General features: G+C 35.5%; 21 protein-coding genes and 2 tRNA genes. 19 read left to right on the top strand and 4 right to left on the bottom strand.

Annotated elements, in window-relative coordinates; translation table 11 throughout:
* Positions 1–109: 109 nt before the first annotated feature.
* On the top strand, positions 110–2,125 hold the full coding sequence (locus PYW37_RS09515) for a KUP/HAK/KT family potassium transporter (protein ID WP_003129537.1): 2,016 nt from the start codon (positions 110–112) through the stop codon (positions 2,123–2,125).
* 65 nt (positions 2,126–2,190) lie between these two features.
* On the opposite strand, the gene PYW37_RS09510 is transcribed toward PYW37_RS09515, so the two are convergent.
* Positions 2,191–2,361: a DUF3042 family protein gene (locus PYW37_RS09510; RefSeq protein ID WP_011675764.1), complete on the bottom strand. Its 171-nt coding sequence runs from the start codon at positions 2,359–2,361 to the stop codon at positions 2,191–2,193.
* Positions 2,362–2,556: 195 nt separating this feature from the next.
* Here PYW37_RS09510 and PYW37_RS09505 point away from each other — a divergent pair, with 195 nt between their 5' ends.
* The 18 genes from PYW37_RS09505 to eno all read left to right on the top strand — a co-directional run bounded on the left by PYW37_RS09505 (position 2,557) and on the right by eno (position 20,052).
* A complete protein-coding gene (locus tag PYW37_RS09505) occupies positions 2,557–3,222 on the top strand; it encodes a YitT family protein (protein WP_003129540.1) in 666 nt (221 codons plus the stop codon).
* 138 nt (positions 3,223–3,360) lie between these two features.
* A complete protein-coding gene (miaA, locus tag PYW37_RS09500; protein ID WP_025016860.1) occupies positions 3,361–4,245 on the top strand; it encodes a tRNA (adenosine(37)-N6)-dimethylallyltransferase MiaA in 885 nt (294 codons plus the stop codon).
* Positions 4,246–4,327: 82 nt separating this feature from the next.
* Positions 4,328–4,996 (top strand): hypothetical protein, encoded by a 669-nt coding sequence (locus tag PYW37_RS09495; protein WP_023189600.1) that lies wholly within the window; start codon positions 4,328–4,330, stop codon positions 4,994–4,996.
* Positions 4,997–5,165: 169 nt separating this feature from the next.
* Entirely contained in the window at positions 5,166–6,062 is an 897-nt protein-coding gene (locus PYW37_RS09490; protein WP_003129543.1) for an SPFH domain-containing protein, read from the top strand.
* A gap of 98 nt (positions 6,063–6,160) precedes the next feature.
* Positions 6,161–6,232: transfer RNA gene (locus tag PYW37_RS09485), tRNA-Arg, on the top strand.
* Positions 6,233–6,436: 204 nt separating this feature from the next.
* On the top strand, positions 6,437–6,697 hold the full coding sequence (locus PYW37_RS09480; RefSeq protein ID WP_023189601.1) for a SemiSWEET family transporter: 261 nt from the start codon (positions 6,437–6,439) through the stop codon (positions 6,695–6,697).
* A gap of 156 nt (positions 6,698–6,853) precedes the next feature.
* A tRNA-Lys gene (locus tag PYW37_RS09475) sits at positions 6,854–6,926 on the top strand.
* Between the two features lie 127 nt (positions 6,927–7,053).
* Positions 7,054–7,977 carry a ribonuclease Z gene (gene rnz, locus PYW37_RS09470; RefSeq protein ID WP_025016859.1) on the top strand — a complete coding sequence of 308 codons (924 nt, stop codon included), beginning with the start codon at positions 7,054–7,056 and terminating at the stop codon, positions 7,975–7,977.
* Positions 7,970–8,671: an SDR family NAD(P)-dependent oxidoreductase gene (locus PYW37_RS09465; RefSeq protein WP_015425952.1), complete on the top strand. Its 702-nt coding sequence runs from the start codon at positions 7,970–7,972 to the stop codon at positions 8,669–8,671. The genes rnz and PYW37_RS09465 overlap by 8 nt, the downstream gene beginning before the upstream one ends.
* A gap of 165 nt (positions 8,672–8,836) precedes the next feature.
* Entirely contained in the window at positions 8,837–11,065 is a 2,229-nt protein-coding gene (gene recJ / locus PYW37_RS09460) for a single-stranded-DNA-specific exonuclease RecJ (protein ID WP_023189603.1), read from the top strand.
* A 122-nt stretch (positions 11,066–11,187) separates the two neighbouring features.
* Positions 11,188–11,700, top strand: coding sequence for an adenine phosphoribosyltransferase (locus PYW37_RS09455; protein ID WP_012897343.1), 513 nt, complete (start codon positions 11,188–11,190; stop codon positions 11,698–11,700).
* A gap of 216 nt (positions 11,701–11,916) precedes the next feature.
* Complete coding sequence (rpoE, locus tag PYW37_RS09450; RefSeq protein ID WP_012897344.1) at positions 11,917–12,480, top strand: DNA-directed RNA polymerase subunit delta; 564 nt, start codon at positions 11,917–11,919, stop codon at positions 12,478–12,480.
* Between the two features lie 136 nt (positions 12,481–12,616).
* Positions 12,617–14,269 (top strand): endolytic transglycosylase MltG, encoded by a 1,653-nt coding sequence (mltG, locus tag PYW37_RS09445; RefSeq protein WP_025016858.1) that lies wholly within the window; start codon positions 12,617–12,619, stop codon positions 14,267–14,269.
* A 59-nt stretch (positions 14,270–14,328) separates the two neighbouring features.
* Positions 14,329–14,802 (top strand): transcription elongation factor GreA, encoded by a 474-nt coding sequence (gene greA, locus PYW37_RS09440; RefSeq protein ID WP_025016857.1) that lies wholly within the window; start codon positions 14,329–14,331, stop codon positions 14,800–14,802.
* A gap of 176 nt (positions 14,803–14,978) precedes the next feature.
* Positions 14,979–15,434, top strand: coding sequence for a CtsR family transcriptional regulator (locus PYW37_RS09435; protein WP_010905471.1), 456 nt, complete (start codon positions 14,979–14,981; stop codon positions 15,432–15,434).
* Entirely contained in the window at positions 15,424–17,874 is a 2,451-nt protein-coding gene (locus tag PYW37_RS09430) for an ATP-dependent Clp protease ATP-binding subunit (protein WP_044009625.1), read from the top strand. Before PYW37_RS09435 ends, PYW37_RS09430 begins: the two co-directional genes overlap by 11 nt.
* A gap of 134 nt (positions 17,875–18,008) precedes the next feature.
* The gene (gene hpf / locus PYW37_RS09425) at positions 18,009–18,566 is read left to right on the top strand and encodes a ribosome hibernation-promoting factor, HPF/YfiA family (RefSeq protein WP_003129564.1); all 558 of its coding nucleotides are present in this window, start codon (positions 18,009–18,011) and stop codon (positions 18,564–18,566) included.
* 184 nt (positions 18,567–18,750) lie between these two features.
* The gene (eno, locus tag PYW37_RS09420; protein ID WP_010905473.1) at positions 18,751–20,052 is read left to right on the top strand and encodes a surface-displayed alpha-enolase; all 1,302 of its coding nucleotides are present in this window, start codon (positions 18,751–18,753) and stop codon (positions 20,050–20,052) included.
* 114 nt (positions 20,053–20,166) lie between these two features.
* Here the strand turns inward: eno and PYW37_RS09415 are convergent, their stop codons facing one another.
* From PYW37_RS09415 to PYW37_RS09405, 3 genes are read right to left on the bottom strand one after another with little or no spacing between them, the layout of a single operon-like run.
* On the bottom strand, positions 20,167–20,838 hold the full coding sequence (locus PYW37_RS09415) for an ABC transporter ATP-binding protein (RefSeq protein ID WP_010905491.1): 672 nt from the start codon (positions 20,836–20,838) through the stop codon (positions 20,167–20,169).
* Between the two features lie 2 nt (positions 20,839–20,840).
* Entirely contained in the window at positions 20,841–21,914 is a 1,074-nt protein-coding gene (locus tag PYW37_RS09410; RefSeq protein ID WP_025016856.1) for an ABC transporter permease, read from the bottom strand.
* 11 nt (positions 21,915–21,925) lie between these two features.
* Positions 21,926–22,495 (bottom strand): TetR/AcrR family transcriptional regulator, encoded by a 570-nt coding sequence (locus tag PYW37_RS09405; protein ID WP_023188929.1) that lies wholly within the window; start codon positions 22,493–22,495, stop codon positions 21,926–21,928.
* Positions 22,496–22,594 lie beyond the last annotated feature (99 nt).

The raw sequence follows: 22,594 nt of genomic DNA, 5'->3' as shown, positions 1-22,594 counted from the left end.
TTGAATAAACAGGGGATAATCTGCTATAATAAAGCTATTAAAAAACGAGCTACGCTTCGTTTTATTTTATTTGACTATTTTCGTTGAAGAAAGTTGAGGAGTTACAAAAGTGGGTCAAGTACACTTACATAATCGGTCGTTTAATAAAGCGACATCTGCAGGGTTCCTGATTGCATTAGGGATTGTTTACGGTGATATCGGAACAAGTCCACTTTATGCCATGCAGGCCATTGTTCGAGGACAGGGAGGGTTAGCAAATCTTTCTGAAAGCTTTATTTTGGGGGCTGTTTCTCTTGTAATTTGGACTTTAACATTGATTACAACTGTTAAATATGTTCTGATTGCTTTGAAAGCAGATAACCATCATGAGGGGGGAATCTTTTCACTCTTTACCCTTGTGAGACGGATGAGAAAATGGCTGATTATTCCAGCGATGATTGGTGGGGCGACATTATTAGCGGATGGAGCATTGACTCCTGCGGTGACGGTCACGTCAGCCATCGAGGGTTTAAGAGGAGTAACACATGTTTACTCAAATCAGACGGCAGTCATGGTAACAACTTTGATAATCCTGGCCTTTCTCTTTTTGATTCAAAGGTTTGGAGCAAGTTTGGTTGGTCGTTTATTTGGACCAATTATGTTTATCTGGTTTGGCTTTTTGGGTGTAAGTGGATTGATTAATTCTTTTCTTGACTTATCAATTTTAAAAGCAATTAATCCATATTATGCAATTCACTTATTGTTTAGTCCAGAAAATAAAGCTGGTTTCTTTATCTTGGGTTCTATTTTCTTGGTAACGACAGGGGCAGAGGCACTTTATTCTGACTTAGGACACGTTGGGCGTGGAAATATTTATGTCAGCTGGCCATTTGTTAAGATTTGTATTATCTTATCTTACTGTGGACAAGGAGCTTGGCTTTTAGCTCACCGTGGTGAACACATTGAAAAACTTAATCCTTTCTTTGCTGTTTTACCTGATAATATGGTTATTTATGTCGTTATCTTATCAACATTGGCGGCGATTATCGCCTCTCAAGCACTGATTTCGGGTTCATTTACTTTGGTGTCTGAAGCGATTCGTTTGAAACTTTTGCCATTGTTCAAAATTTATTATCCAGGGCAAACTTTGGGACAACTTTATATCCCAGCAGTTAACTTTGCTCTTTGGGTAACGACTTCATTCTTTGTTTTGTATTTTAAAACTTCAGAACATATGGAAGCCGCTTATAGCTTGGCCATTACCATCACTATGTTGATGACAACAACACTTTTGACTTATTTCTTAATTCAAAAAGGAACGCCAAAAATTGCAATTGCAATTATTTCTATCGGTCTCTTTTGTATTGAAGGCTCATTCTTTGCTGCTTCTCTTGTCCAATTTATCAACGGAGCATATATTGTGGTTCTGATTGCCTTGGCAATTATCTTCGTGATGTTCATCTGGAACAAGTCACACAAGATTGTCATGAAATATATCAAATCATTGAATATTAATGAGTATAAAAATCAACTTAATGCTTTGCGTCATGATGAATCTTATGATTTATATCAAACAAATGTGGTTTATTTAACAAGCAAAATGGACCATGAATGGATTGACCGTTCAATCTTATATTCAATCTTGGATAAACGACCAAAACGTGCAGAATGTTATTGGTTTGTAAATGTAAAAGTTACTGACGAGCCTTATACTTCTGAGTATAAAGTAGACATGATGGATACTGACTTTATTGTTCGTGTGAATCTCTATCTTGGATTCCGTATGCGTCAAGAAGTTCCGCGTTATTTAAGAACAATTGTGACGGATTTGATGGAATCAGGACGCTTGCCACGTCAGCATCAACATTACAGTATCACTCCAGGACGTAAAGTTGGAGATTTCCGCTTTGTCGTTGTTGAAGAAAAGCTAATGAATGCACGTCAAATGCCAGGTTTCGAGCGTTTTGTTCTTCAAACTAAAGCACAAATCAAGAGAATTACGGCTTCCCCAATTCGTTGGTTTGGTCTTCAATTCTCGGAAGTAACTGTTGAAACAGTTCCCTTGGTTCTTTCAGATGTACGTAATTTGGAAATTCATGAACGATTGGAACAGGTGGATGAAGCAGAAGCTTCAGCAACTCATTAAAGAATATAAAAAAACTTACTGACAAAATTTCTGTCAGTAAGTTTTTATTTCTGTCAGTAAAATTTTTAACGAGCAAGTCGTTTTCTAGCGGCTTCTTTTCGTTTTTGAGCGATAAATTCGGCCTTGTCAGCAGAAGGAAGATAACCTTTTTTCTTGGCAATTAACAGGGCTGTACCTGCAACAAGAATTTCGACAGATTTTCCAATGAGATAGCCTTGTATAAATTTATTTTTCATTTAGTGGACTCCTTTATATTTTATTTAAAAATTGCTCTATCTTCATTATAAATCAAAAAATGTGAAAACGCTAACGAAGCACATTTTAAAAAGAAAGACTCTTTAATAATTAACTGGTTAAGGTTAAGATTAGGTGCATGTGATATATTAGTAGCAGTTGTAATAAATAAATGATAAAGAAAGAAGGTAAGAAATATGACAATTATAGGTGTAAAAATTGACAAAAAGTTTATGAGGGATTTACTCATACTTATTTTAGGTGTCGGACTTTATGTACTCTCAGTTCAGTTATTCGTCATCCCTAATCGTCTAGCAAGTAATGGTGTCGCTGGTTTTTCTGTACTTATGGATTTTGTTTTTGGCATCAACCCAGCCTTGACTTTCTTTTTGGTAAATGTACCACTTTTCATTTTCGGAGGACGTTCGCTTCCGCGGAGAATTTTACTACTGAGCATTCCTGGAGCGCTTGCCATGAGTGGTTGGTTAATGATTTATGAAGCATTAGGAGTTACTGGGTTCCAATTCTCACATGTTATTTTTGCTGGAATTTTCGATGGACTTCTTTCAGGATTCGGGGCAGGATTAGTTATTATTTCTGAAGGAACATTTGGAGGATCAATCTTATTGAGCCGAATTTTGGAGGAGCAATGGAACTTTAAAATTGACAAGGTTTTGTTTATGGTCGATGTGGTCGTTTTAAGTGTTTCCTTATTAACATTCTTGTCACTTCCAAACTTTGCGGTCACACTACTCTCATGCTATATCTTTAGTAAAATGACTCTGATTGTGGGACGTGAAGATTATCGGAAATCTTTAATGAATCGTGGAAAAAGAATTTATCAAAAAGTTTTTGCTGCATAAAAACTTTAAGAATAATAGAATAAAAATTACTGACAGAAATTGAGCTGTCAGTAATTTTTACTTGTCAGTGCTTGAATTTACAGGCTATTTCTGAAATAATAGAGAATGAAAATGGTGAGAGTGAGTCATAAAAAATAAATGAAAAATAATAAAGTTTTAGTGGTTGTCGGGCCTACAGCTGTGGGGAAAACAGCACTTGGCATTGATTTAGCAATCAAATTTAATGGTGAAATTATTTCTGGTGATTCTCAGCAAGTTTATCAAGGATTAGACATTGGAACTGCTAAGGTGACTATGGCTGAACAAGCTCAAGTTCCTCATCATTTGATTGATGTACGTAAATGGACAGAAAATTTTTCGGTTCATGATTTTGTCATTGAAGCTAATCAATTAATTAAAGAAATTCTTGACCAAGGAAAAGTGCCAATTATCGTCGGAGGAACTGGCTTATATATTCAATCTCTTATCGAAGGTTATCATCTTGGCGGACAGGAAAATCATGAGGAGATGATGAAACTTCGTGAAGAATTATCTCTTTTATCTGATGAGGAATTGTTTGCAAAAGTGATTAAAATAAATCCAGAAGTTCCTGAGTTAAATCGTAGACGGGCGATTCGTTTTTTGGAGCTGCAAGCTTTCGGCTCTCAAGATGAAAATTTGGGTTCTGATTATGATTTTTTGCTTATAGGATTAAATGCTGACAGAAAAGTGCTTTATGATCGAATTAATCAACGGGTTGATCAAATGATGCGTGAGGGCTTATTAGATGAAGCTAGAACTTTGTATGAGCAAGCACCAGAAGTTCAAGCGGCAAAAGGGATTGGTTATAAAGAATTTTTCCCTTATTTTTCAGGGGACATTAGTTTGGAAGAAGCTGTTGAGTTGGTCAAAAGAAATTCAAGACGCTATGCCAAGCGACAATTGACTTGGTTTAAAAATCGAATGTCTGTCGAATTTGAAGATGTTTTTTCAAAAAATTATCCTGACCCAGTTTTTGATAAAGTCAGTCAGTTTTTGAACTGACGCATTTCCTTAAAAATGTTATAATGAAAAAGATTGAAAAAAGGACTTTATAAGTAAATTTTATTAAAAATGGAGAGAAAAAATGACTGATAAAAAATGGATTGATTTGGGAATGAAATATGGTGGCTTCATGGCTCAAGACCATATCTTTTTAGAAAATAGATTAGCTGCCTTGACCAATGTAAAAGATAAAAGACTTTTGGTGACTCCACCAGCATCAGTTTTAAATGCTTATTTTGCTGAACTTTATCAAAAACGCTCACCGAAAGATGCAACAGATTATTTCTTTGAACTTTCTAAAGCTTTTGATATTTTTGAAGAAAATCCAGATTTTCAACTTGAAGGAAAAAATGGTTATGAAAATTTCAGATTTATTCGACTCAATCTTTCTGGAAAATCATTTGGTTTTTCATATAAAAATGACGCAGAAGAAGCAATTATTTTCAGTGAATTTCCGGTAAAAGTGACAGCCGAATTGATGTTTGAAATTGCACAGATTTTCCCGCATTATCTATTAGTGGAAGAAGACGGAAAATTGACAATGAAACCTGCTCAATTTCAAAGTGAATTTGAGAAAGTGAAAGACCTAACAGCACTAACAGAACAAGCAGAAAATGGGGAATATATTCGCTTAGCCGGCTATAATATTGAAGATTTATTAGAACAAGCCGAAGAAATTGGCTTCTTAAGTCCTTTATGCTTTGGGCGTGACGGACGTAAACACTTTATCTATATTACAAAAGGTTTTTAATCGTTAGTTAATAAACTATCAAAAAAATTGCATTTATCTTTGATAAGTGATAGACTATGTGAAAACGGTTACTGGCGATGCTGTCAGTAATTAATAAGACTGAATTTTTCATAATTACTGACAGAAAAGTTTGTCAGTAACTTTTGGTCAAATATAAGGAGGAACTTTTATGATTTTTATTCCACTCGTTGTTTTAGCAATTATCCTGCTCATTTTAATCTTTAGTTTGAGTACAATTGTATTTGTTGTTAAACAACAAACTGTTGCAATTGTTGAACGTTTTGGGAAGTATCAATTTACTGCAAACCCTGGTTTTCATTTGAAACTTCCTTGGGGAATTGATCGGATTGCTGCTCGAGTTCAATTGCGCTTATTACAAACAGAGATGACAGTTGAAACTAAAACTGCGGATAATGTTTTTGTTACGATGAATATTGCAACGCAATATCGAGTAAACGAACAATCCATCAAAGATGCATACTATAAGTTAATGAATCCAGGTGAACAAATTAAGGCTTATATTGAAGATGCCCTTCGTTCAGCAGTACCAAAATTGACTTTGGATGATGTTTTTGAGAAAAAAGATGAAATCGCTCTTGAAGTTCAAAAAACAGTTGCTGAAGAAATGCAAACTTACGGTTATATTATCGTAAAAACATTGATTACTAAAGTAGAACCTGATGCTGAAGTTAAGCAATCTATGAATGAAATCAATGCGGCACAACGTAAACAAGATGCCAGCCAAATGTTGGCAAATGCTAATAAAATTCAAGTTGTAACTGCCGCTGAAGCAGAAGCTGAAAAAGACCGTCTGCATGGGGTAGGGATTGCTGAACAACGTAAGGCTATTGTTGACGGTTTGGCTCAACAAATTACCGAAATCAAAAAGCTTGGTGTGGCGCTTGATGAAGAACAAATTATGGCGATTTTGTTAACTAACCAATATTTAGATACCTTGAATCAATTTGCTGCAGGTGGAAATTCAACCATTTTCCTTCCAAGCGGAGCTGAAGGAGCAGAAAGTTTAAGGACTCAGATTTTATCAGCCATTAAAGCAGGTAAATAAAGTAAAAATGGAAAGCTATCGATGGATAGCTTTTTTTATTATAGCAAGCTTCTTCTTGCAATTTTTTTTGAAATTAGGTAGAATAAAGTGATTGTAGCGCGTCCGTAGTGTAATGGATATCACGTAAGATTCCGGTTCTTGAGATGGGGGTTCGATTCCCTCCGGACGCATTTAATTAAGTAAATAAACCGCTCGGTTGAGCGGCTTTTATTGTTTTTGTGCTAAACATGTGCCAATGACTGCGTTTGATAGAATCCTAAATATGTTATAATAAGATATTGACTCGAAGGTAAAATGACTAGGTTTTAAATTTAAAAAATAGTTAGAATGAAACCGAGAGTTTTTTGATATTATCATTTTACAGGAGGGCTTTTATGAATCAAGAGAAATTTATTAAGTATTTAAGTTGGGTAGCGACTGGGATGTCGGTAATGATGTATGTGTCATATCTTCCGCAAATTGCTAACAATCTTAGTGGAATCAAAGGAAATCCTATTCAGCCCCTTGTTGCTGCAATTAATTGTACACTTTGGGTCACTTATGGAATTGGCAAAAAGCCTAGAGATTTAGCTTTGGCAACGGCAAACTTTCCAGGTATAATTTTTGGATTGGTCACATTTTTTACTGCCCTTTGATGATGAAAAAAATGATTAATTGGACATGTGTGTGGCCATTATCAGAGATAAATAAATAATAAATTTAAAAAAAATAAAAAAATTACAGCTGAGACTAGAAATTTCAGAAAGTCTGTGTTATAATATATTTCGTCGTGAAAATGACGCTTTAAGCATGACTCGTTAGCTCAGTTGGTAGAGCATTTGACTTTTAATCAAAGGGTCGCTGGTTCGAGCCCAGCACGGGTCACTAATTTATTGAAGAAAAGATTGTGGGGAAGTTTCACAATCTTTTCTTGTTTTGGAAAATAATTCTCATTTTTGAGAAAATAAAGTTTTAATTTGCCTTAAGGTGAGTTGAAACTGATGGAGGTTCAATGGAAATCCAATTTTTAGGGACTGGGGCTGGTCAGCCTTCTAAATCAAGAAACACTCAGGCAATTGCCTTGAAAATGCTTGATGAGCGCAATGAAATTTGGCTTTTTGACTGTGGTGAAGCAACGCAACATCAAATTTTAAATACGACAATTAAGCCACGAAAAATTACTAAGATTTTTATTACACATTTACATGGGGATCATATTTTTGGCTTGCCTGGTTTTTTGTCTAGTAGGAGTTTTCAAAGTTCAGATGAACAAACTGATTTGGAGCTTTATGGCCCTGTGGGAATTAAAGATTTTGTTTTGACCGCTCTTAGAATCTCGGGTTCACGCTTAGCTTATCGTATCAATTTTCATGAAATTGATTCGGCTGGAAAAATCTTTGAAGATGATAGTTTTGAAGTCCATACAGATTTGCTTGACCATACTATTTTCTGCTTGGGTTATCGCGTCGTAGAAAAAAATCTAATAGGTGAACTCGATGCCAATGCTTTAAAAGAAGCTGGGCTTCCTTTCGGACCCCTTTTTGGTAAAATAAAAAAAGGTGAGATTGTTCAGTACGAAGGAAAAACTTTCGATCCTAAAGATTATATCGGAGCGGATAAAGCTGGTAAAATAGTCACGATTTTAGGTGATACAAGAAAATCGAATGTTGCAGTACGCTTAGCTTATGGAGCAGACTTATTGGTTCATGAGGCAACTTATGAAGCAAATGAAAGTAAAATGGCAAAAGCACATGGTCATTCAACGACGAAACAAGCAGCAGACGTCGCCAAAGAAGCCGGAGTTAATCGATTGTTATTGACTCATATTAGTGCACGCTATGTTGGACCTTTGGTTGGACAATTGGTGCGTGAGGCACAAACTGTTCATTCCAACACTTTTGTGGTTAAGGATTTTTACGAGGAAAAAATTGGTTAGAAATATTGTAATTACAGGTGCAACTGGTGATATTGCTAAAGAAATTGTCAAATCTTTATCTAAAGAAAATGACCATTTAATTTTGGTTTCACGTAGCCGTAAGGCTCTGATTGAACGCTATGGTCAGCTTGAAAATGTTACATTACTGACCAATGATGAACTTTTGACTAATGAACAATCTTTTGTTGTGGATATTTTGATTAATAATGCTGGTTTTGGTATTTTTAAAGAATTCACTGAACTTACTGATGGGGAAATTACAGAACAGTTTGTCATTAATACGTTAATGCCAATCCAGTTGACCAGATTATTAGAACCGAAAGTTCAATTGATTAATATTGCTTCAATTGCTGGAAAGTTACCAACAGGTAAATCATCAATTTATGCTGCCTCTAAGGCGGCTTTGATTACATTTTCAGATGCTTTGCGTATGGAAAATCCACAATTAATTGTGACAACTGTGAATACTGGACCTGTAAAAACCAAATTTCACAAAGATAATGGAGATTATCTGGAAAAGGTGGGGAAAAATGCAATTTCAGCATCTAAAGTTGCTGACAAAGTTGTGAATAACTTGGGAAAAAGGAAAAGAGAAATCAATTTACCTTGGACTTTATCCACAGCGGCCAAATTGCGAGCTATTTTTCCTTCGCTTTTTGATTTTATCTCTGCCAAATTTTTTAATTTCAAATAGAATTTTTTACTGATAGAAGCTTAATGCTATTTCTGTCAGTAAATTATAGAAAAGTTTAGGATTTTATTAAATAAAAGAAAAATAATCTCTAAACTTAGCCATTTTTTTCGAGTAATTTATGCTAAAATAATTGAATTGAGCATAGAAAAGATAAAGAGAATTAAAATGATAAAAGCAAAATATGATTGGAAAGTGGCTGATACAGCCATTTCCGAAGATTTTCTAAAGATAGCGAAAAAACATAAATTAGATGAATTGACAAGTCGCGTGCTTTATCAAAGAGGAGTTCATGCAGAAGCTGAAATTGAGCAATTTTTAAAGCCAAGTTTAGAAAATTTACATGACCCTTTTCTACTTCATGATATGGAAAAAGCAACAGGGCGTATTTTATCAGCAATTGAGCAAGGTGAAAATATCTTAATTTATGGTGACTATGATGCTGACGGAATGACTGCAGCATCAGTCATGAAGTCCGCTCTGGATGAATTAGGAGCTGAGGCTCAAGTTTATTTACCCAATCGTTTTACTGACGGTTACGGGCCAAATCTTGACGTTTATCAGTACTATATTAAGAATGAAAATATCAATCTTATTATTACTGTAGATAATGGGGTTGCTGGCTTGGAGGCAATTACCTGGGCACAGGAAAATGGAGTGGATGTAATTGTTACCGACCATCACTCAATTCCTGACCAACTTCCCCCTGCTTATGCCATTGTCCACCCCGAACATCCTGACAGTCAATATCCTTTCAAATATTTGGCAGGAGTTGGTGTCGCCTTCAAAGTTGCCTGTGCTCTTTTAGAATATGCACCCAGTGAAATGCTTGATTTAGTTGCAATTGGTACAATTGCTGACATGGTCAGTTTGACTGATGAAAACCGAATTTTAGTGGCTCATGGTCTAAAAGTTTTGGCCCAAACAGAGCGTGCCGGCCTACAAGAATTAATGAAGTATGCTGGGGTTGATTTTGATAAAATCACTGAGGAAACGGTTGGTTTTCAAATTGCTCCCCGTTTAAACGCTTTGGGACGTCTCGATGACCCAAACCCAGCCATTGAATTGCTGACAGGTTGGGATGAAGATGAAGCGCATGAAATTGCCAAAATGATTGACCAAAAAAATTCAGAGCGAAAAGAAATTGTGGAAAAAATTCACAATGAAGCTCTGAGTATGCTGACAGATGAACCTGTTCAGATTTTATATCATAAGGACTGGCATAAAGGTGTCTTAGGAATTGTTGCGGGTCGCTTGCTAGAAGCCATACATAAGCCAGTAATCATGCTGGCCCAAGAAGATGGGATTTTGCGTGGGTCTGCTCGGTCAATCGAAAATTTTGATATTTTCAAGGCATTAAATGCCCATCGTGAACTTTTTATTGCTTTTGGTGGTCATAAACAAGCCGCAGGGATGACTTTAAGTCTGGAAAACGTAGAAGCAGTTAAAAAGGCGATGATTGATTATATCGTGGACAATCATTTAGATATGTCTAAAAAAAGTCCCTTAGAAATTGCTGACCGTTGCCACTTAGACGATATTTCGCTCTCAACAATCACTAATTTAGCAAAATTGGCTCCCTTTGGCATGGATAATCCTAAGCCTCGATTTTTAATCGAAGATTATAAGGTGATTCAAAGCCGAAGTATGGGGAAAGACAATGCTCATCTTAAATTAAAAATTCAGGAAGAAAAGCAACAAATTGATGCCGTTTATTTCCAACATGGTTCAGAAGAATTGGAATTCGAACAGGCACAAACAAAATTAGTCGCAACACTTTCAAGTAATAGTTGGAATGGAAATACGAGTCTTCAATTAATGATTGAAGATGCTGATTCAGTTGGTGTCGAACTTCTTGATATAAGAAGTAAACAACTTCCTATCCCAAAAGAGGCTAATATTTTTTCTCAAAATCAGCTAAAACATGGTATAATGGAAGATGTGCTTGTCATCGAAGAGACACCTGGAGATTTAGCAGGTTTGTCAGTATTAAAAGAAGCTGTCAGTAAAGCAGCGTCGGATGATTTTAAAATGATTTATTTTAAAAATAAAATCACTGATAGCTATTATTTAACAGGAAGTGGAACACGAGAAGAATTTGCAAGACTTTATAAAGCAATTTATCAATTTCCAGAATTTGATATTCGCTATAAATTAAAATCACTTGCGGATTATTTGAAAATCCCTCATCTCTTGCTTGTCAAGATGATAAAAATCTTTGAGGAACTTGAATTTGTCAGCATTGACAATGGCTTAATGACCGTTAATAAGACGGCCGATAAACGCGAAATTTCTGAGAGTACAATTTATCAAGAACTAGAAAAAATTGTAAAAATGCAAGAACTTTTTGCTTTAGCACCCGTCAAAGAAATTTATCAAAATTTATTAGAAAAATAATTTCGTTTTTATAAAAAGTTACTGACGAAATCAGCTATACTCATAATAATAAAGCTGTCAGTAAAAATAACGAACTTATGTTAGAAAAAAGGAGCACTGACAATTCTGTCAGTAACAAAAACATGGAATTAAAAGACTATATTGCAACAATTGAAAACTATCCTAAAGAAGGCGTAGTTTTTCGCGACATCAGCCCTTTGATGGCAGACGGAAATGCCTATAACTATGCTGCTACCGAAATTGTTCAGTATGCAAGAGATAAAGAAATAGATATGGTTGTAGGTCCAGAAGCACGTGGTTTCATCATTGGATGTCCAGTTGCTTTTGCACTTGGTGTAGGATTTGCCCCAGTTCGTAAGCCTGGTAAATTACCTCGTGAAGTCATTGAAGCAACTTACGAAAAAGAATACGGAACAGACACACTCACAATGCATTCAGATAGCATCAAACCAGGACAACGTGTCTTGATTGTTGATGATTTGCTTGCAACTGGTGGAACAATTGCTGCTACAATTGAACTTGTTGAAAAAATGGGTGGAATTGTTGTCGGATGTGCGTTCCTTATCGAACTTGATGAACTTAAAGGTCGCGAAAAAATCGGAGATTACGATTATAAAGTTCTAATGCACTATTAATTTCTTTACTGTCGGTAGCCAATAAATGTTATTAGTATTCTTTTGATAAAAACAAGAGAGTATAGTTAAGCTAAAAGCAAGTAAACAGAGGTTTTTTGGCGTAAAATATTGACAGCAAGCTAATTTTGATATACACTATAAAAAGAAAATCCACATAGCGTTCGTTTTTTAGGAAATGAGCCTATATTTTATATTAGGAAAAGAGAGAGTAAAAACTTGAAAATTACAGCCTTAGAAGGACAAAAAATCTCAGAACTTTCAATGATTGAAGTTGCTCATGCTTTATTGGAGCAAAATGGCAAAGAAATGCAATTCTCTGAAATCATCAGAGCGATTCAAGATTATTTGGAAAAATCAGATGATGAAATTAAAGCTAGTATTTCTCGTTTTTATACAGAAATCAATACAGACGGAAGTTTCATTCCATTAGGAAATAATATCTGGGCACTTCGTTCATGGTACGCCATTGATGAGATTGACGAAGAAGTTATCGCTCTTGATGAAATTGAAGACGAAGAAGAAGAAAAACCAGCTAAAAAACGTAAAAAAGTCAATGCTTTTGGTATCGAAGACGAAATCGATCCAGAAGATGAAGAAGGCGCAAAAGAAACAACTGAAGAAGACATGTCATACGATACTCAAGCAGAAGACGAAGATAAAGATGACGTCGCTGCTTATGACGCAGAACTTGCGGAAGTTGAACTTGATAATGTAGATGAAGAAGTTGACATCGATGTAGAAGACGATGAAGATGATTCAGACGATACTGATGAAGACTAAAACACATAAAAAGTGAGGCATCAGCCTCACTTTTATGAATATTCTCTTTTTATTTGTAAAAAATTAAAAGAACGGTTACAATTAGGAAAAGTAAAATTTTATTATTGAGCGAAAGCTAATCATAAGGAGAAAAAATTTGGTGGACAAAGAAACAACTGAATTTTCTCGAGGAAGTTTTAAAGAAAAAATACTTCGCCAACTTGAAGAAAATGCAGCGAAACAAGCAGAAACTAAGTTCCCAGACCCTGAAGATTTCGAACGTCCCAGCAGGAGTGACTCAGAAGAACCTGAGCGAAAAATCGAACCAAGGAAAGTTGATCTTGAGCCTTTCAAACTTCCCGTCTTTGATTTTCCAGCAGCGGATGAAAACGAAGAAGAACCTTTTGTAGAAAATGAAAACCTTTCAGAAGAAGGCGATTCATTGCGTCAAAATTTAGATGGAGTGGTTTCTGAGGAAATTCAAAACCAAGATATTCCTCCTCAATTTTCAAGAAGTGAATCAAAAGTTCAAGATGAAAAGGTTGAACAAGAACAATTTTCAGAAAAAAAAGAATCAGAAAAAATGGTTAAACATCAACCTTCAAGAAGAACCAACAGTTCTTCTAAAAAAACTTCTTCTAGCAAGAAAAATAAGAATAAGAACAAAAATAAGAAAAAGAAAAAAGTAACAGCAGGAAAAATCATTGCTGTGATTGTTGTTCTTTTAGTTTTAGTTGTTGGAGGAACTGGTTGGTATGGCTATAACTTTGTAAAATCTGGCATTCAACCTTTGGATTCTAAGAATGCAACAGCTAAGTCAATCAATATTCCTGCTGGTTCAAGTAGTAAGCAAATTGGTGAAATTTTGCAAAGACAATCCATTATTAAAAATGGAATGGTTTTTCAGTATTATACAAAATTTAAAAATTATTCAGAGTTTAAAAGCGGCTACTATAATCTTGCACCAAACATGAGCTTATCTACAATTGCTAGTAAACTTGAAGAAGGCGGAACAGAAAAACCTGTTGCTCCAACTTTAGGTAAAATTTTAGTTCCTGAAGGCTATACGCTAACACAAATTGCTAAAGCTGTGACAGTTAATAGTGGAAGCAATGAAAAGAATGCAAAAACGCCATTTTCTGAAGCAGACTTCATGAAAACCGTTCAAGACCCAACCTTTATCGCTAAAATGGTTAAGGCTTATCCTAAACTGTTCGCAAGCTTGCCAACAAAAGATTCAGGAATCAAATATCAGTTAGAAGGTTACTTGTTCCCAGCGACTTATGATTACACAAAATCATCGACAGTTGAATCAGTCATTGAAAATATGATTCAAGCAGCCAATACTCAACTCACTCCTTACTATGATACAATCGCTCAAAAGAATTTGACTGTCAATGAAGTTTTGAGTTTAGCAGCTTTGGTTGAAAAAGAAGCCAACAATGATGATGACCGACGCAACGTTGCTGGAACCTTCTATAATCGTATGAATGCTGGAATGACTTTGGGTTCTAATCTGTCAATTCTTTATGCCGAAGGTAAACTTGGTGAAAAAACAAGTCTTTCAGAGGATGCTAATATTGACACCAACCTAGATTCGCCATATAATTTGTACACAAATACTGGATTTGGCCCTGGCCCTGTTGATAGTCCAAGTTTGTCATCTATTAAAGCAGTACTTGATCCTGCTCAAAATGACTACTTCTATTTTGTTGCTGATGTGACAACAGGAAAAGTTTATTTTGCGAAAACATTAGCTGAACAAAATGCAAATGTTCAAAAATATGTGAATGATAAGATAAGTAGCTAAGCTATCATTAATTTAGATTTGATTAAAAAAGAAAAAAGTTTACAAAAAAGGAAAGAAATATAATGGAAAAAACATTCCCAATGACCCAAGAAGGGCTTGATAAATTAAAATTAGAACTTGAAAATTTAAAACTTGTGAAACGTCCAGAAGTCATTGACCGTATCAAAGTTGCTCGTAGCTATGGTGACCTTTCAGAAAACTCAGAGTACGAAGCAGCTAAAGATGAACAAGCCTTTATCGAAGGACGTATCTCAACTGTTGAAACAATGATTCGTTATGCTGAAATTGTTGATAACGCAAAAATTGCTAAAGACGAAGTAGCACTTGGTAAAAACGTAACTTTTGTTGAAGTTGGCGAAACTGACGAAGAATCTTATCAAATTGTTGGTACTGCTGAAGCTGATCCATTTTCAGGAAAAATTTCTAATGAATCACCAATTGCTCGAGTTTTGATTGGAAAAAAAGTTGGAGACATCGTAAATGTACCACTTCCAGTTGGCGAAATGACAGTTAAAATTGTAAAAGTTGACTAATTATTTTAGAATATAATAAGTAAAAAAGCCGTCAGTAACGGTTTTTTTATTTTTCAACGCTTAAGTCTGTCAGTAAGTTAAAATTGCTATTTTTGGTAAAAATAATATTTTTCAGGTATAATAGTCAGTAATAGTCAAAGATTATTTAGAAAATGGATGAAAGAAAGGATGGAGCGATGGCAGGTCAAAAAAATACATCAGATATTATCGAAGCTTATCTGAGAAAGCTTTTAGAAGAAGCACAAGTCATTGAAATTAAACGAGCGGACTTAGCCAATCAATTTGATGTCGTGCCGAGTCAGATTAATTATGTGATAAAAACACGATTTACGGCCTCAAAAGGCTTTGATGTGGAATCAAAACGTGGTGGCGGTGGATACATCAAAATTGTGAAGTATCAATATTCTGCTCGTCATGAATTCTTAACGGCTCTTTACCAGAAAGTTCCAGCTAATCTCTCAAGTAAAGCTGCCCATGATATCGTTCAACTTCTCTTTGATGAGAAAGTACTGACAGAACGTGAGGGAAATCTACTTTTGTTAGTCATTACTGACGGAGCCATTAGTCCCTTTACTCGTGGTATAATGATGAAAAGTATAATAAACAGATTGGACCGTGACGATGAAATTTGAAAATATAAAATATACACCAACGCTTGACCGAATTTTAGAAAAAGCGGAAGAGTATGCTCACCAATATCAATATGGCACCATTGAAAGTGCTCATTTACTAGCTGCAATGGCAACGACCTCAGGCTCAATTGCTTACAGCCTTCTTGCAGGAATGAATGTTGATTCTTCTGACTTACTGATTGATTTAGAGGATTTATCAAGTCATGTTAAGGTCAAACGTTCAACTTTACGTTTTTCACCTCGTGCAGAAGAAGTGATGACTGCGGCAAGTTTTTTAGCAATTCATAATAACTCAGAAGCCGTTGGAACAGAACACTTGCTTTATGCCCTACTTCAAGTAGAAGATGGATTTGGTCTTCAACTTCTGAAATTACAAAAAATCAATATTGTATCTTTGCGAAAAGAGCTTGAGAAAAGAACTGGACTCAAAGTTCCAGAAAGTAAAAAAGCTGTGACTCCAATGTCAAAACGTAAGATGGCAAAGGGAGTTGCAGAAAATTCAACGACGCCAACGTTAGACTCTGTATCCTCAGATTTAACCGAAGAAGCTCGCTTGGGTAAACTTGACCCAATGATTGGACGAGAAGCTGAAATTGACCGTTTGATTCATATTCTCAGCCGCAGAACAAAAAATAATCCTGTCTTAGTTGGAGAGCCCGGTGTTGGGAAATCAGCAATTATTGAAGGTTTGGCTCAAAGAATTGTCAATGGTCAAGTTCCAATTGGTTTGATGAATAGTCGAATTATGGCCTTGAATATGGCGACTGTTGTTGCTGGGACAAAATTTAGAGGTGAATTTGAGGATCGTTTGACAGCTATTGTTGAAGAAGTTAGCAGTGATCCAGATGTCATTATTTTCATTGATGAATTACACACAATCATCGGTGCTGGTGGCGGTATGGATTCTGTCAATGATGCCGCAAATATTTTGAAACCAGCGCTTGCTCGTGGTGATTTTCAAATGGTCGGAGCAACAACCTATCATGAATATCAAAAATATATTGAAAAAGATGAAGCTTTAGAACGCCGTTTGGCGAGAATAAATGTTGACGAGCCAAGTCCAGATGAAGCGATTGCTATCTTGCAAGGCTTACGTGAAAAATTTGAAGACTATCATCAAGTGGAATTTACTGACCAAGCCATTAAAAGTGCTGTAATGCTCAGTGTCCGTTATATGACTAGCCGAAAATTGCCTGACAAAGCCATTGATTTACTTGATGAAGCTGCAGCAGCAGTGAAAATTTCTGTCAAAAATCAACAAACAAAACGTCTTGATTTAGAAAAAGAATTAGCGGAAGCTCAAGAAGAATTATCAGAAGCTGTCATTAAACTTGATATCAAAGCGTCTCGTACAAAAGAAAAAGCAGTTGAAAAAATTGCTGACAAGATTTATAAATTCTCAGTAAAAGAAGATAAACGTCAAGAAGTTACTGACCAAGCTGTTGTTGCTGTTGCCTCAACACTGACAAGTGTTCCAATCACACAAATGACTAAGTCTGAAAGTGATCGTTTAATCAATCTTGAAAAAGAATTACACAAACGAGTTGTTGGACAAGAAGAAGCTATTTCTGCCGTTTCAAGAGCCATTCGTCGGGCACGTTCCGGTGTTGCTGACAGCCGTCGTCCAATGGGTTCTTTCATGTTCCTTGGACCAACAGGGGTCGGTAAAACCGAACTTGCTAAAGCACTGGCTGACAGTGTGTTTGGTAGTGAAGATAATATGATTCGTGTTGACATGAGTGAATTCATGGAAAAACATTCGACTTCACGCTTGATTGGAGCTCCTCCAGGGTATGTAGGTTATGATGAGGGTGGTCAATTGACAGAACGCGTTCGTAATAAACCTTATTCTGTTGTTCTTTTAGATGAAGTCGAAAAAGCTCATCCTGACGTTTTCAACATCATGTTGCAAATTCTAGATGATGGCTTTGTGACTGATACTAAAGGTCGTAAAGTTGATTTCAGAAATACAATTATTATCATGACTTCAAACTTGGGAGCGACTGCTCTTCGTGATGATAAGACAGTTGGTTTTGGCGCTAAAAATATCACAGCTGATTATTCAGCCATGAAATCAAGAATATTAGAAGAGCTTAAACGTCATTATCGTCCTGAGTTTCTTAATCGAATTGATGAAAATATTGTTTTCCACTCATTGGAAAGTCAAGAGATTGAACAAATTGTTAAAATTATGAGTAAATCTTTGATTAAACGTCTGGCAGAACAAAATATTCATGTTAAACTCACACCGTCAGCGGTGAAATTAATTGCTGAGGTAGGTTTTGACCCAGAATATGGTGCACGTCCGCTCCGCAAGGCTCTTCAAAAAGAAGTTGAAGACCTTTTAAGTGAACAATTGCTCTCTGGTGAAATCAAAGCAGGTAATCATGTTTCAATTGGGGCATCTAATAAAAAAATTAAAATCGCTCAAATTGTTTGAGATGAAAGCTGTTTCATGTTATAATTAAATTAGAAATAAAGGAAAGGACAGTTCGAAAAGATTCAGAAGTCCTGAAAATTCCAAAAGTTTAAGGGCTTCATTGAAACAAAAAGAACTGTTGAAGAGGTACTCTTATGATCAAATTTAATATCCGTGGCGAAAACGTCGAAGTGACTGATGCAATCCGCGCTTATGTTGAAGATAAAATCGGAAAACTTGATAAATATTTCAACGATGGTCATGAAGTAACAGCCTATGTTAATCTTAAAGTTTACAGCGAAAAACGAGCTAAAGTTGAAGTAACTCTTCCAGCTAAAAATGTCACTTTACGTGCAGAAGATACTTCACAAGATATGTATTCTTCAATTGATTTTGTAGAAGAAAAACTCGAACGTCAAATTCGTAAATATAAGACACGTATGAACCGTAAACCACGCAATGCTGTCCCAACAGGACAAGCTTTTGGCGATGAGTTTGCACCATTAGAAAAAGCCGATGAAGTTGCTGAGGATCACGTAGATATTGTACGTACTAAGCATGTTGCTTTAAAACCAATGGATGCCGAAGAAGCAGTGCTTCAGATGGATATGTTGGGACATGATTTCTACGTCTTTACAGATGCTGATAGTAACGGAACCCACGTCGTTTACCGTCGTACAGATGGTCGTTATGGTTTAATTGAAACAGAATAAAAAAATAAGGATAGATTTTTCTATCATTTTTTATGAATGTTCAGATAAAAAATCAAAATGTAAGCGCAAAACCTTTTGAAGTTTAGCTTTGCGAAGATTTTCACTTGAAAAATCTTTCAAAAAATAGTAAAATCAAAGATGTATTAAGAGTGCAGACGCACTTAAAAATAATAAGGAGACTAAAATGTCAATTATTACTGATATTTATGCTCGCGAAGTCCTTGACTCACGCGGTAACCCAACACTTGAAGTTGAAGTTTACACTGAAGACGGTGCATTCGGTCGCGGTATGGTACCTTCAGGTGCTTCTACTGGTGAACATGAAGCGGTTGAACTTCGTGATGGCGACAAATCTCGCTACAACGGACTTGGTACTCAAAAAGCTGTTGACAACGTAAACAACATCATCGCTGAAGCTATCATCGGTTATGAAGTTACTGACCAACAAGCTATTGACCGTGCAATGATCGCTCTTGACGGTACTGAAAACAAAGGTAAATTGGGAGCTAACGCTATCCTTGGTGTTTCTATCGCTGCTGCTCGTGCTGCTGCTGATGAACTTGGTGTTCCACTTTACAACTACCTTGGCGGATTCAACGCTAAAGTATTGCCAACTCCAATGATGAACATCATCAATGGTGGTTCTCACTCAGACGCTCCAATCGCTTTCCAAGAATTCATGATCGTACCAGTTGGTGCACCTACATTCAAAGAAGCGCTTCGTTGGGGTGCTGAAATCTTCCACGCTCTTAAGAAAATTCTTAAAGCTCGTGGACTTGAAACAGCTGTCGGTGACGAAGGTGGATTCGCTCCTAAATTCGACGGAACTGAAGACGGTGTAGAAACTATCCTTAAAGCAATCGAAGCAGCTGGTTACAAAGCTGGTGAAGATGGCGTTATGATCGGTTTCGACTGTGCATCATCAGAATTCTACGAAAACGGTGTTTACGACTACACTAAATTCGAAGGTGAAGGCGGTAAAAAACTTTCAGCTTCTGAACAAGTTGACTACCTTGAAGAGCTCGTTTCTAAATACCCAATCATCACTATTGAAGATGGTATGGACGAAAACGACTGGGATGGATGGAAAATCCTTACTGAACGTCTTGGTAAAAAAGTTCAACTCGTTGGTGACGATTTCTTCGTTACAAACACTAAATACCTTGAACGTGGTATCCGTGAAAATGCTTCAAACGCTATCTTGATCAAAGTTAACCAAATCGGTACTTTGACAGAAACTTTCGAAGCTATTGAAATGGCTAAAGAAGCTGGTTTCACAGCAATCGTTTCTCACCGTTCTGGTGAAACTGAAGATTCAACAATCTCAGATATCGCTGTTGCAACTAACGCTGGTCAAATCAAAACTGGTTCACTTTCACGTACAGACCGTATGGCTAAATACAACCAATTGCTTCGTATCGAAGACCAATTGGCTGAAGTGGCTCAATACAAAGGTCTTAAAGCATTCTACAACCTTAAAAAATAAGGTTTACCAACGAATGATTTAGATTTAATCCTTCTCTTTATTTAGAGAAGGATTATTTTTTATAAAAAATATTCTATGAAAAAACTACTAGTAAGCTAGTAGTTTTTATTTTATTTAGATTTTTGATAAGAGTCCATCTTCAATCTTATAAATACTGTCACTATTTTTAATCATTCTTTGGTCATGAGTGACCATGATTGTTGCTTTATTCTTCAAATGAGCTTCTTGTCTTAATAATTCAACAACCTGATAAGCATGCTCAGTGTCTAAACTTGCTGTTGGTTCATCGGCCAAAATTAAATTTGGTTCATTAAAGAGAGCACGAGCAATAGCTGCCCTTTGTCTTTCACCACCAGAAAGATCACTAGGATGTTTATCTTTTAAGTCTAAAATATCAAGTGATTTAAGAAGTTCAATCCCTTTTTTAGAAGTTAGTTTTTCGTGATTGATTTTATCAATAAGGAGAAATTGTTCTTCAATAGTCAAATAAGGAATCAAATTAGAACTTTGGAGGATGAAACCTATTTCTTTAAATCTAAGTTTAGAACGTTTTTTTTCTGACAATGGTGTAAAATCTAAGCCATTGATTGAAATGTTCCCAGAAGTTGGACTTTGTAAACCACCTGCAATTGTGAGAAATGTACTTTTGCCTGAACCGGAGGGACCAATAATTGAAACAAATTCTCCTTGATTGACTGCTAAATCGATTCCTTTGAGTGCCTGAATCTCATTATGACCACTACCAAAAGATTTTTTTACATTTTCCATTTTAAGAATTGTTTTCATTTTTAACCTCCAATTGCTTTCGTTGGGTCAATTTTACGGATAGTAATGATTGAAAAAAGTGACCCAATAATTGATACGATGATGAGAATTAAAGCATAGAGCAACCAGTTTGTAAGACTAATTTCAAATGGCATTGCATCGGGTAAGATAAAGCTAGTTCCATAACTTGCTATAAAAGCAACGAAGACGCCAACTAAACTAATGATAAAGCTTTGACCAAGTAAAGAGTTCATTATTATGCGATTTGAAATTCCTTGAGCTTTCATTATGCCAAAAATCGGAACTTTTTGAAGAGTTATAACATACATAAAGACTCCAATAATCAACAGTACAATCAGAAATAAGAAGTAAATCATTGCGCTGAGTGTCATATTTTGAGCAGAATAACCTGGAATATCGTTAATTAAATCAGAAATAGACAGGACTTTATATTGATTTGAAATAGAAGAATCAATCTTAACTTTTCCAGATTTTACAACGACAGCATTAACAGAAGAAGTTGAAGTGCTTTTTTCACCAAACTTTATCTGATTCAAAGCGGAAAACGAAGTATAGATAACAGGCGAGGCAGAATAAGAAGAGGATTTTGAAATTCCGACAATTTTTATTTTAATATTATTATTTCCCACGGAAACTTCTTGACCGATTTTATATCCTTGATTTGCCAGCTTTTTTGAGATAATCATTTCTAAATGATTGTCAGTAAATTTTTTTCCCTCAAGAACTTCTGGCATGATTTTAGACTTATCAGGCAGGGCAATAATAGCAATATTGTCTCGCTCGCTCTTTGATTTGCGCATAGAAGTAGAAAACAATGATAATTCTGAACCATTTTCTATATGAATATTACTTAAATCATCAGAAGTAATTTGTGAAGCAGAAATAATATTATTTGAACTTGTTGATAAAACGACTTTTTCGGCCTTCCAATCAAGGACGGCTTGTTTAAATTGACTGGCAAGTCCTACAGATAGTCCGGACAGTATAAAGACTACATAAGCGATTAAAAAAATAATAGCTCCGATTAAGGTGTAACGAGGTTTATTATAACGTATTTCTCTTAGTGCTAAAAACATAAAATCTCCTTTCAGTTTTTTCTGTCAGTAATATAATTAAGTAAACCTTCGGTGACTAATTTGATTTCTTTATCATAATTTTCAATAAAAGTTTTCTCAGTCCAATTTTCACTGAATAATCTATAAACGAGATTATGAACAACTGATTTTAATACTTGTGAAACTGGATTATTATTTTCACTAGCTGGGACGGTTGCTGAACTTTTAGGTTTCCAATCTCTTTCAAGTTCATAAGTCCAATCTAAAAAGCGATATTTATAAAGTTGGTATTGGGGAGAATCAATTAAATTTTCAAGAAGGAGATATTTGTATTTATCTAGAGCCTCTTCAATGGAATAATCTTTTAATAAATTAAAAAATAAATCATGGATTTCAAGGGTTTCTTGCGAGAGGACATAGAAATAGGCATCTTTTAAATCTTCAAAATACTGATAAAAACTCCCTCTCGGAATATCAAGAGCTTTTACGATGTGCATAATTTTTGCCTCGTGAAAAGAATGAGTCTGAAATTCATTTAAACAGGCATCATATACGCGATTGCGTTTTTCGTCAGATAGACTGAAATAGGTTGATTTAGGCATTTTTTCTCCAATTCATTCAATTTATGACACTGTGTCATTTATTAAATTCTAACAAATTAATTGATTAACATCAATTAATTAATTTTTTTAAGCAAAAAA

It is taken from the genome of Lactococcus lactis (assembly GCF_029023865.1).
GTDB lineage: Bacteria > Bacillota > Bacilli > Lactobacillales > Streptococcaceae > Lactococcus > Lactococcus lactis.
Note: the sequence above shows the minus strand (reverse complement) of the source record. Positions and strands in the feature narration are given on the sequence as shown.

Coding starts and splice junctions, on each gene's coding strand:
- PYW37_RS09510 (WP_011675764.1), bottom strand. CDS start 2,361: ATGAAAAATAAATTTATACAAGGCTATCTCATTGGAAAATCTGTCGAA.
- PYW37_RS09505 (WP_003129540.1), top strand. CDS start 2,557: ATGACAATTATAGGTGTAAAAATTGACAAAAAGTTTATGAGGGATTTA.
- miaA (WP_025016860.1), top strand. CDS start 3,361: ATGAAAAATAATAAAGTTTTAGTGGTTGTCGGGCCTACAGCTGTGGGG.
- PYW37_RS09495 (WP_023189600.1), top strand. CDS start 4,328: ATGACTGATAAAAAATGGATTGATTTGGGAATGAAATATGGTGGCTTC.
- PYW37_RS09490 (WP_003129543.1), top strand. CDS start 5,166: ATGATTTTTATTCCACTCGTTGTTTTAGCAATTATCCTGCTCATTTTA.
- PYW37_RS09480 (WP_023189601.1), top strand. CDS start 6,437: ATGAATCAAGAGAAATTTATTAAGTATTTAAGTTGGGTAGCGACTGGG.
- rnz (WP_025016859.1), top strand. CDS start 7,054: ATGGAAATCCAATTTTTAGGGACTGGGGCTGGTCAGCCTTCTAAATCA.
- recJ (WP_023189603.1), top strand. CDS start 8,837: ATGATAAAAGCAAAATATGATTGGAAAGTGGCTGATACAGCCATTTCC.
- PYW37_RS09455 (WP_012897343.1), top strand. CDS start 11,188: ATGGAATTAAAAGACTATATTGCAACAATTGAAAACTATCCTAAAGAA.
- PYW37_RS09435 (WP_010905471.1), top strand. CDS start 14,979: ATGGCAGGTCAAAAAAATACATCAGATATTATCGAAGCTTATCTGAGA.
- PYW37_RS09430 (WP_044009625.1), top strand. CDS start 15,424: ATGAAATTTGAAAATATAAAATATACACCAACGCTTGACCGAATTTTA.
- hpf (WP_003129564.1), top strand. CDS start 18,009: ATGATCAAATTTAATATCCGTGGCGAAAACGTCGAAGTGACTGATGCA.
- eno (WP_010905473.1), top strand. CDS start 18,751: ATGTCAATTATTACTGATATTTATGCTCGCGAAGTCCTTGACTCACGC.
- PYW37_RS09415 (WP_010905491.1), bottom strand. CDS start 20,838: ATGAAAACAATTCTTAAAATGGAAAATGTAAAAAAATCTTTTGGTAGT.
- PYW37_RS09410 (WP_025016856.1), bottom strand. CDS start 21,914: ATGTTTTTAGCACTAAGAGAAATACGTTATAATAAACCTCGTTACACC.
- PYW37_RS09405 (WP_023188929.1), bottom strand. CDS start 22,495: ATGCCTAAATCAACCTATTTCAGTCTATCTGACGAAAAACGCAATCGC.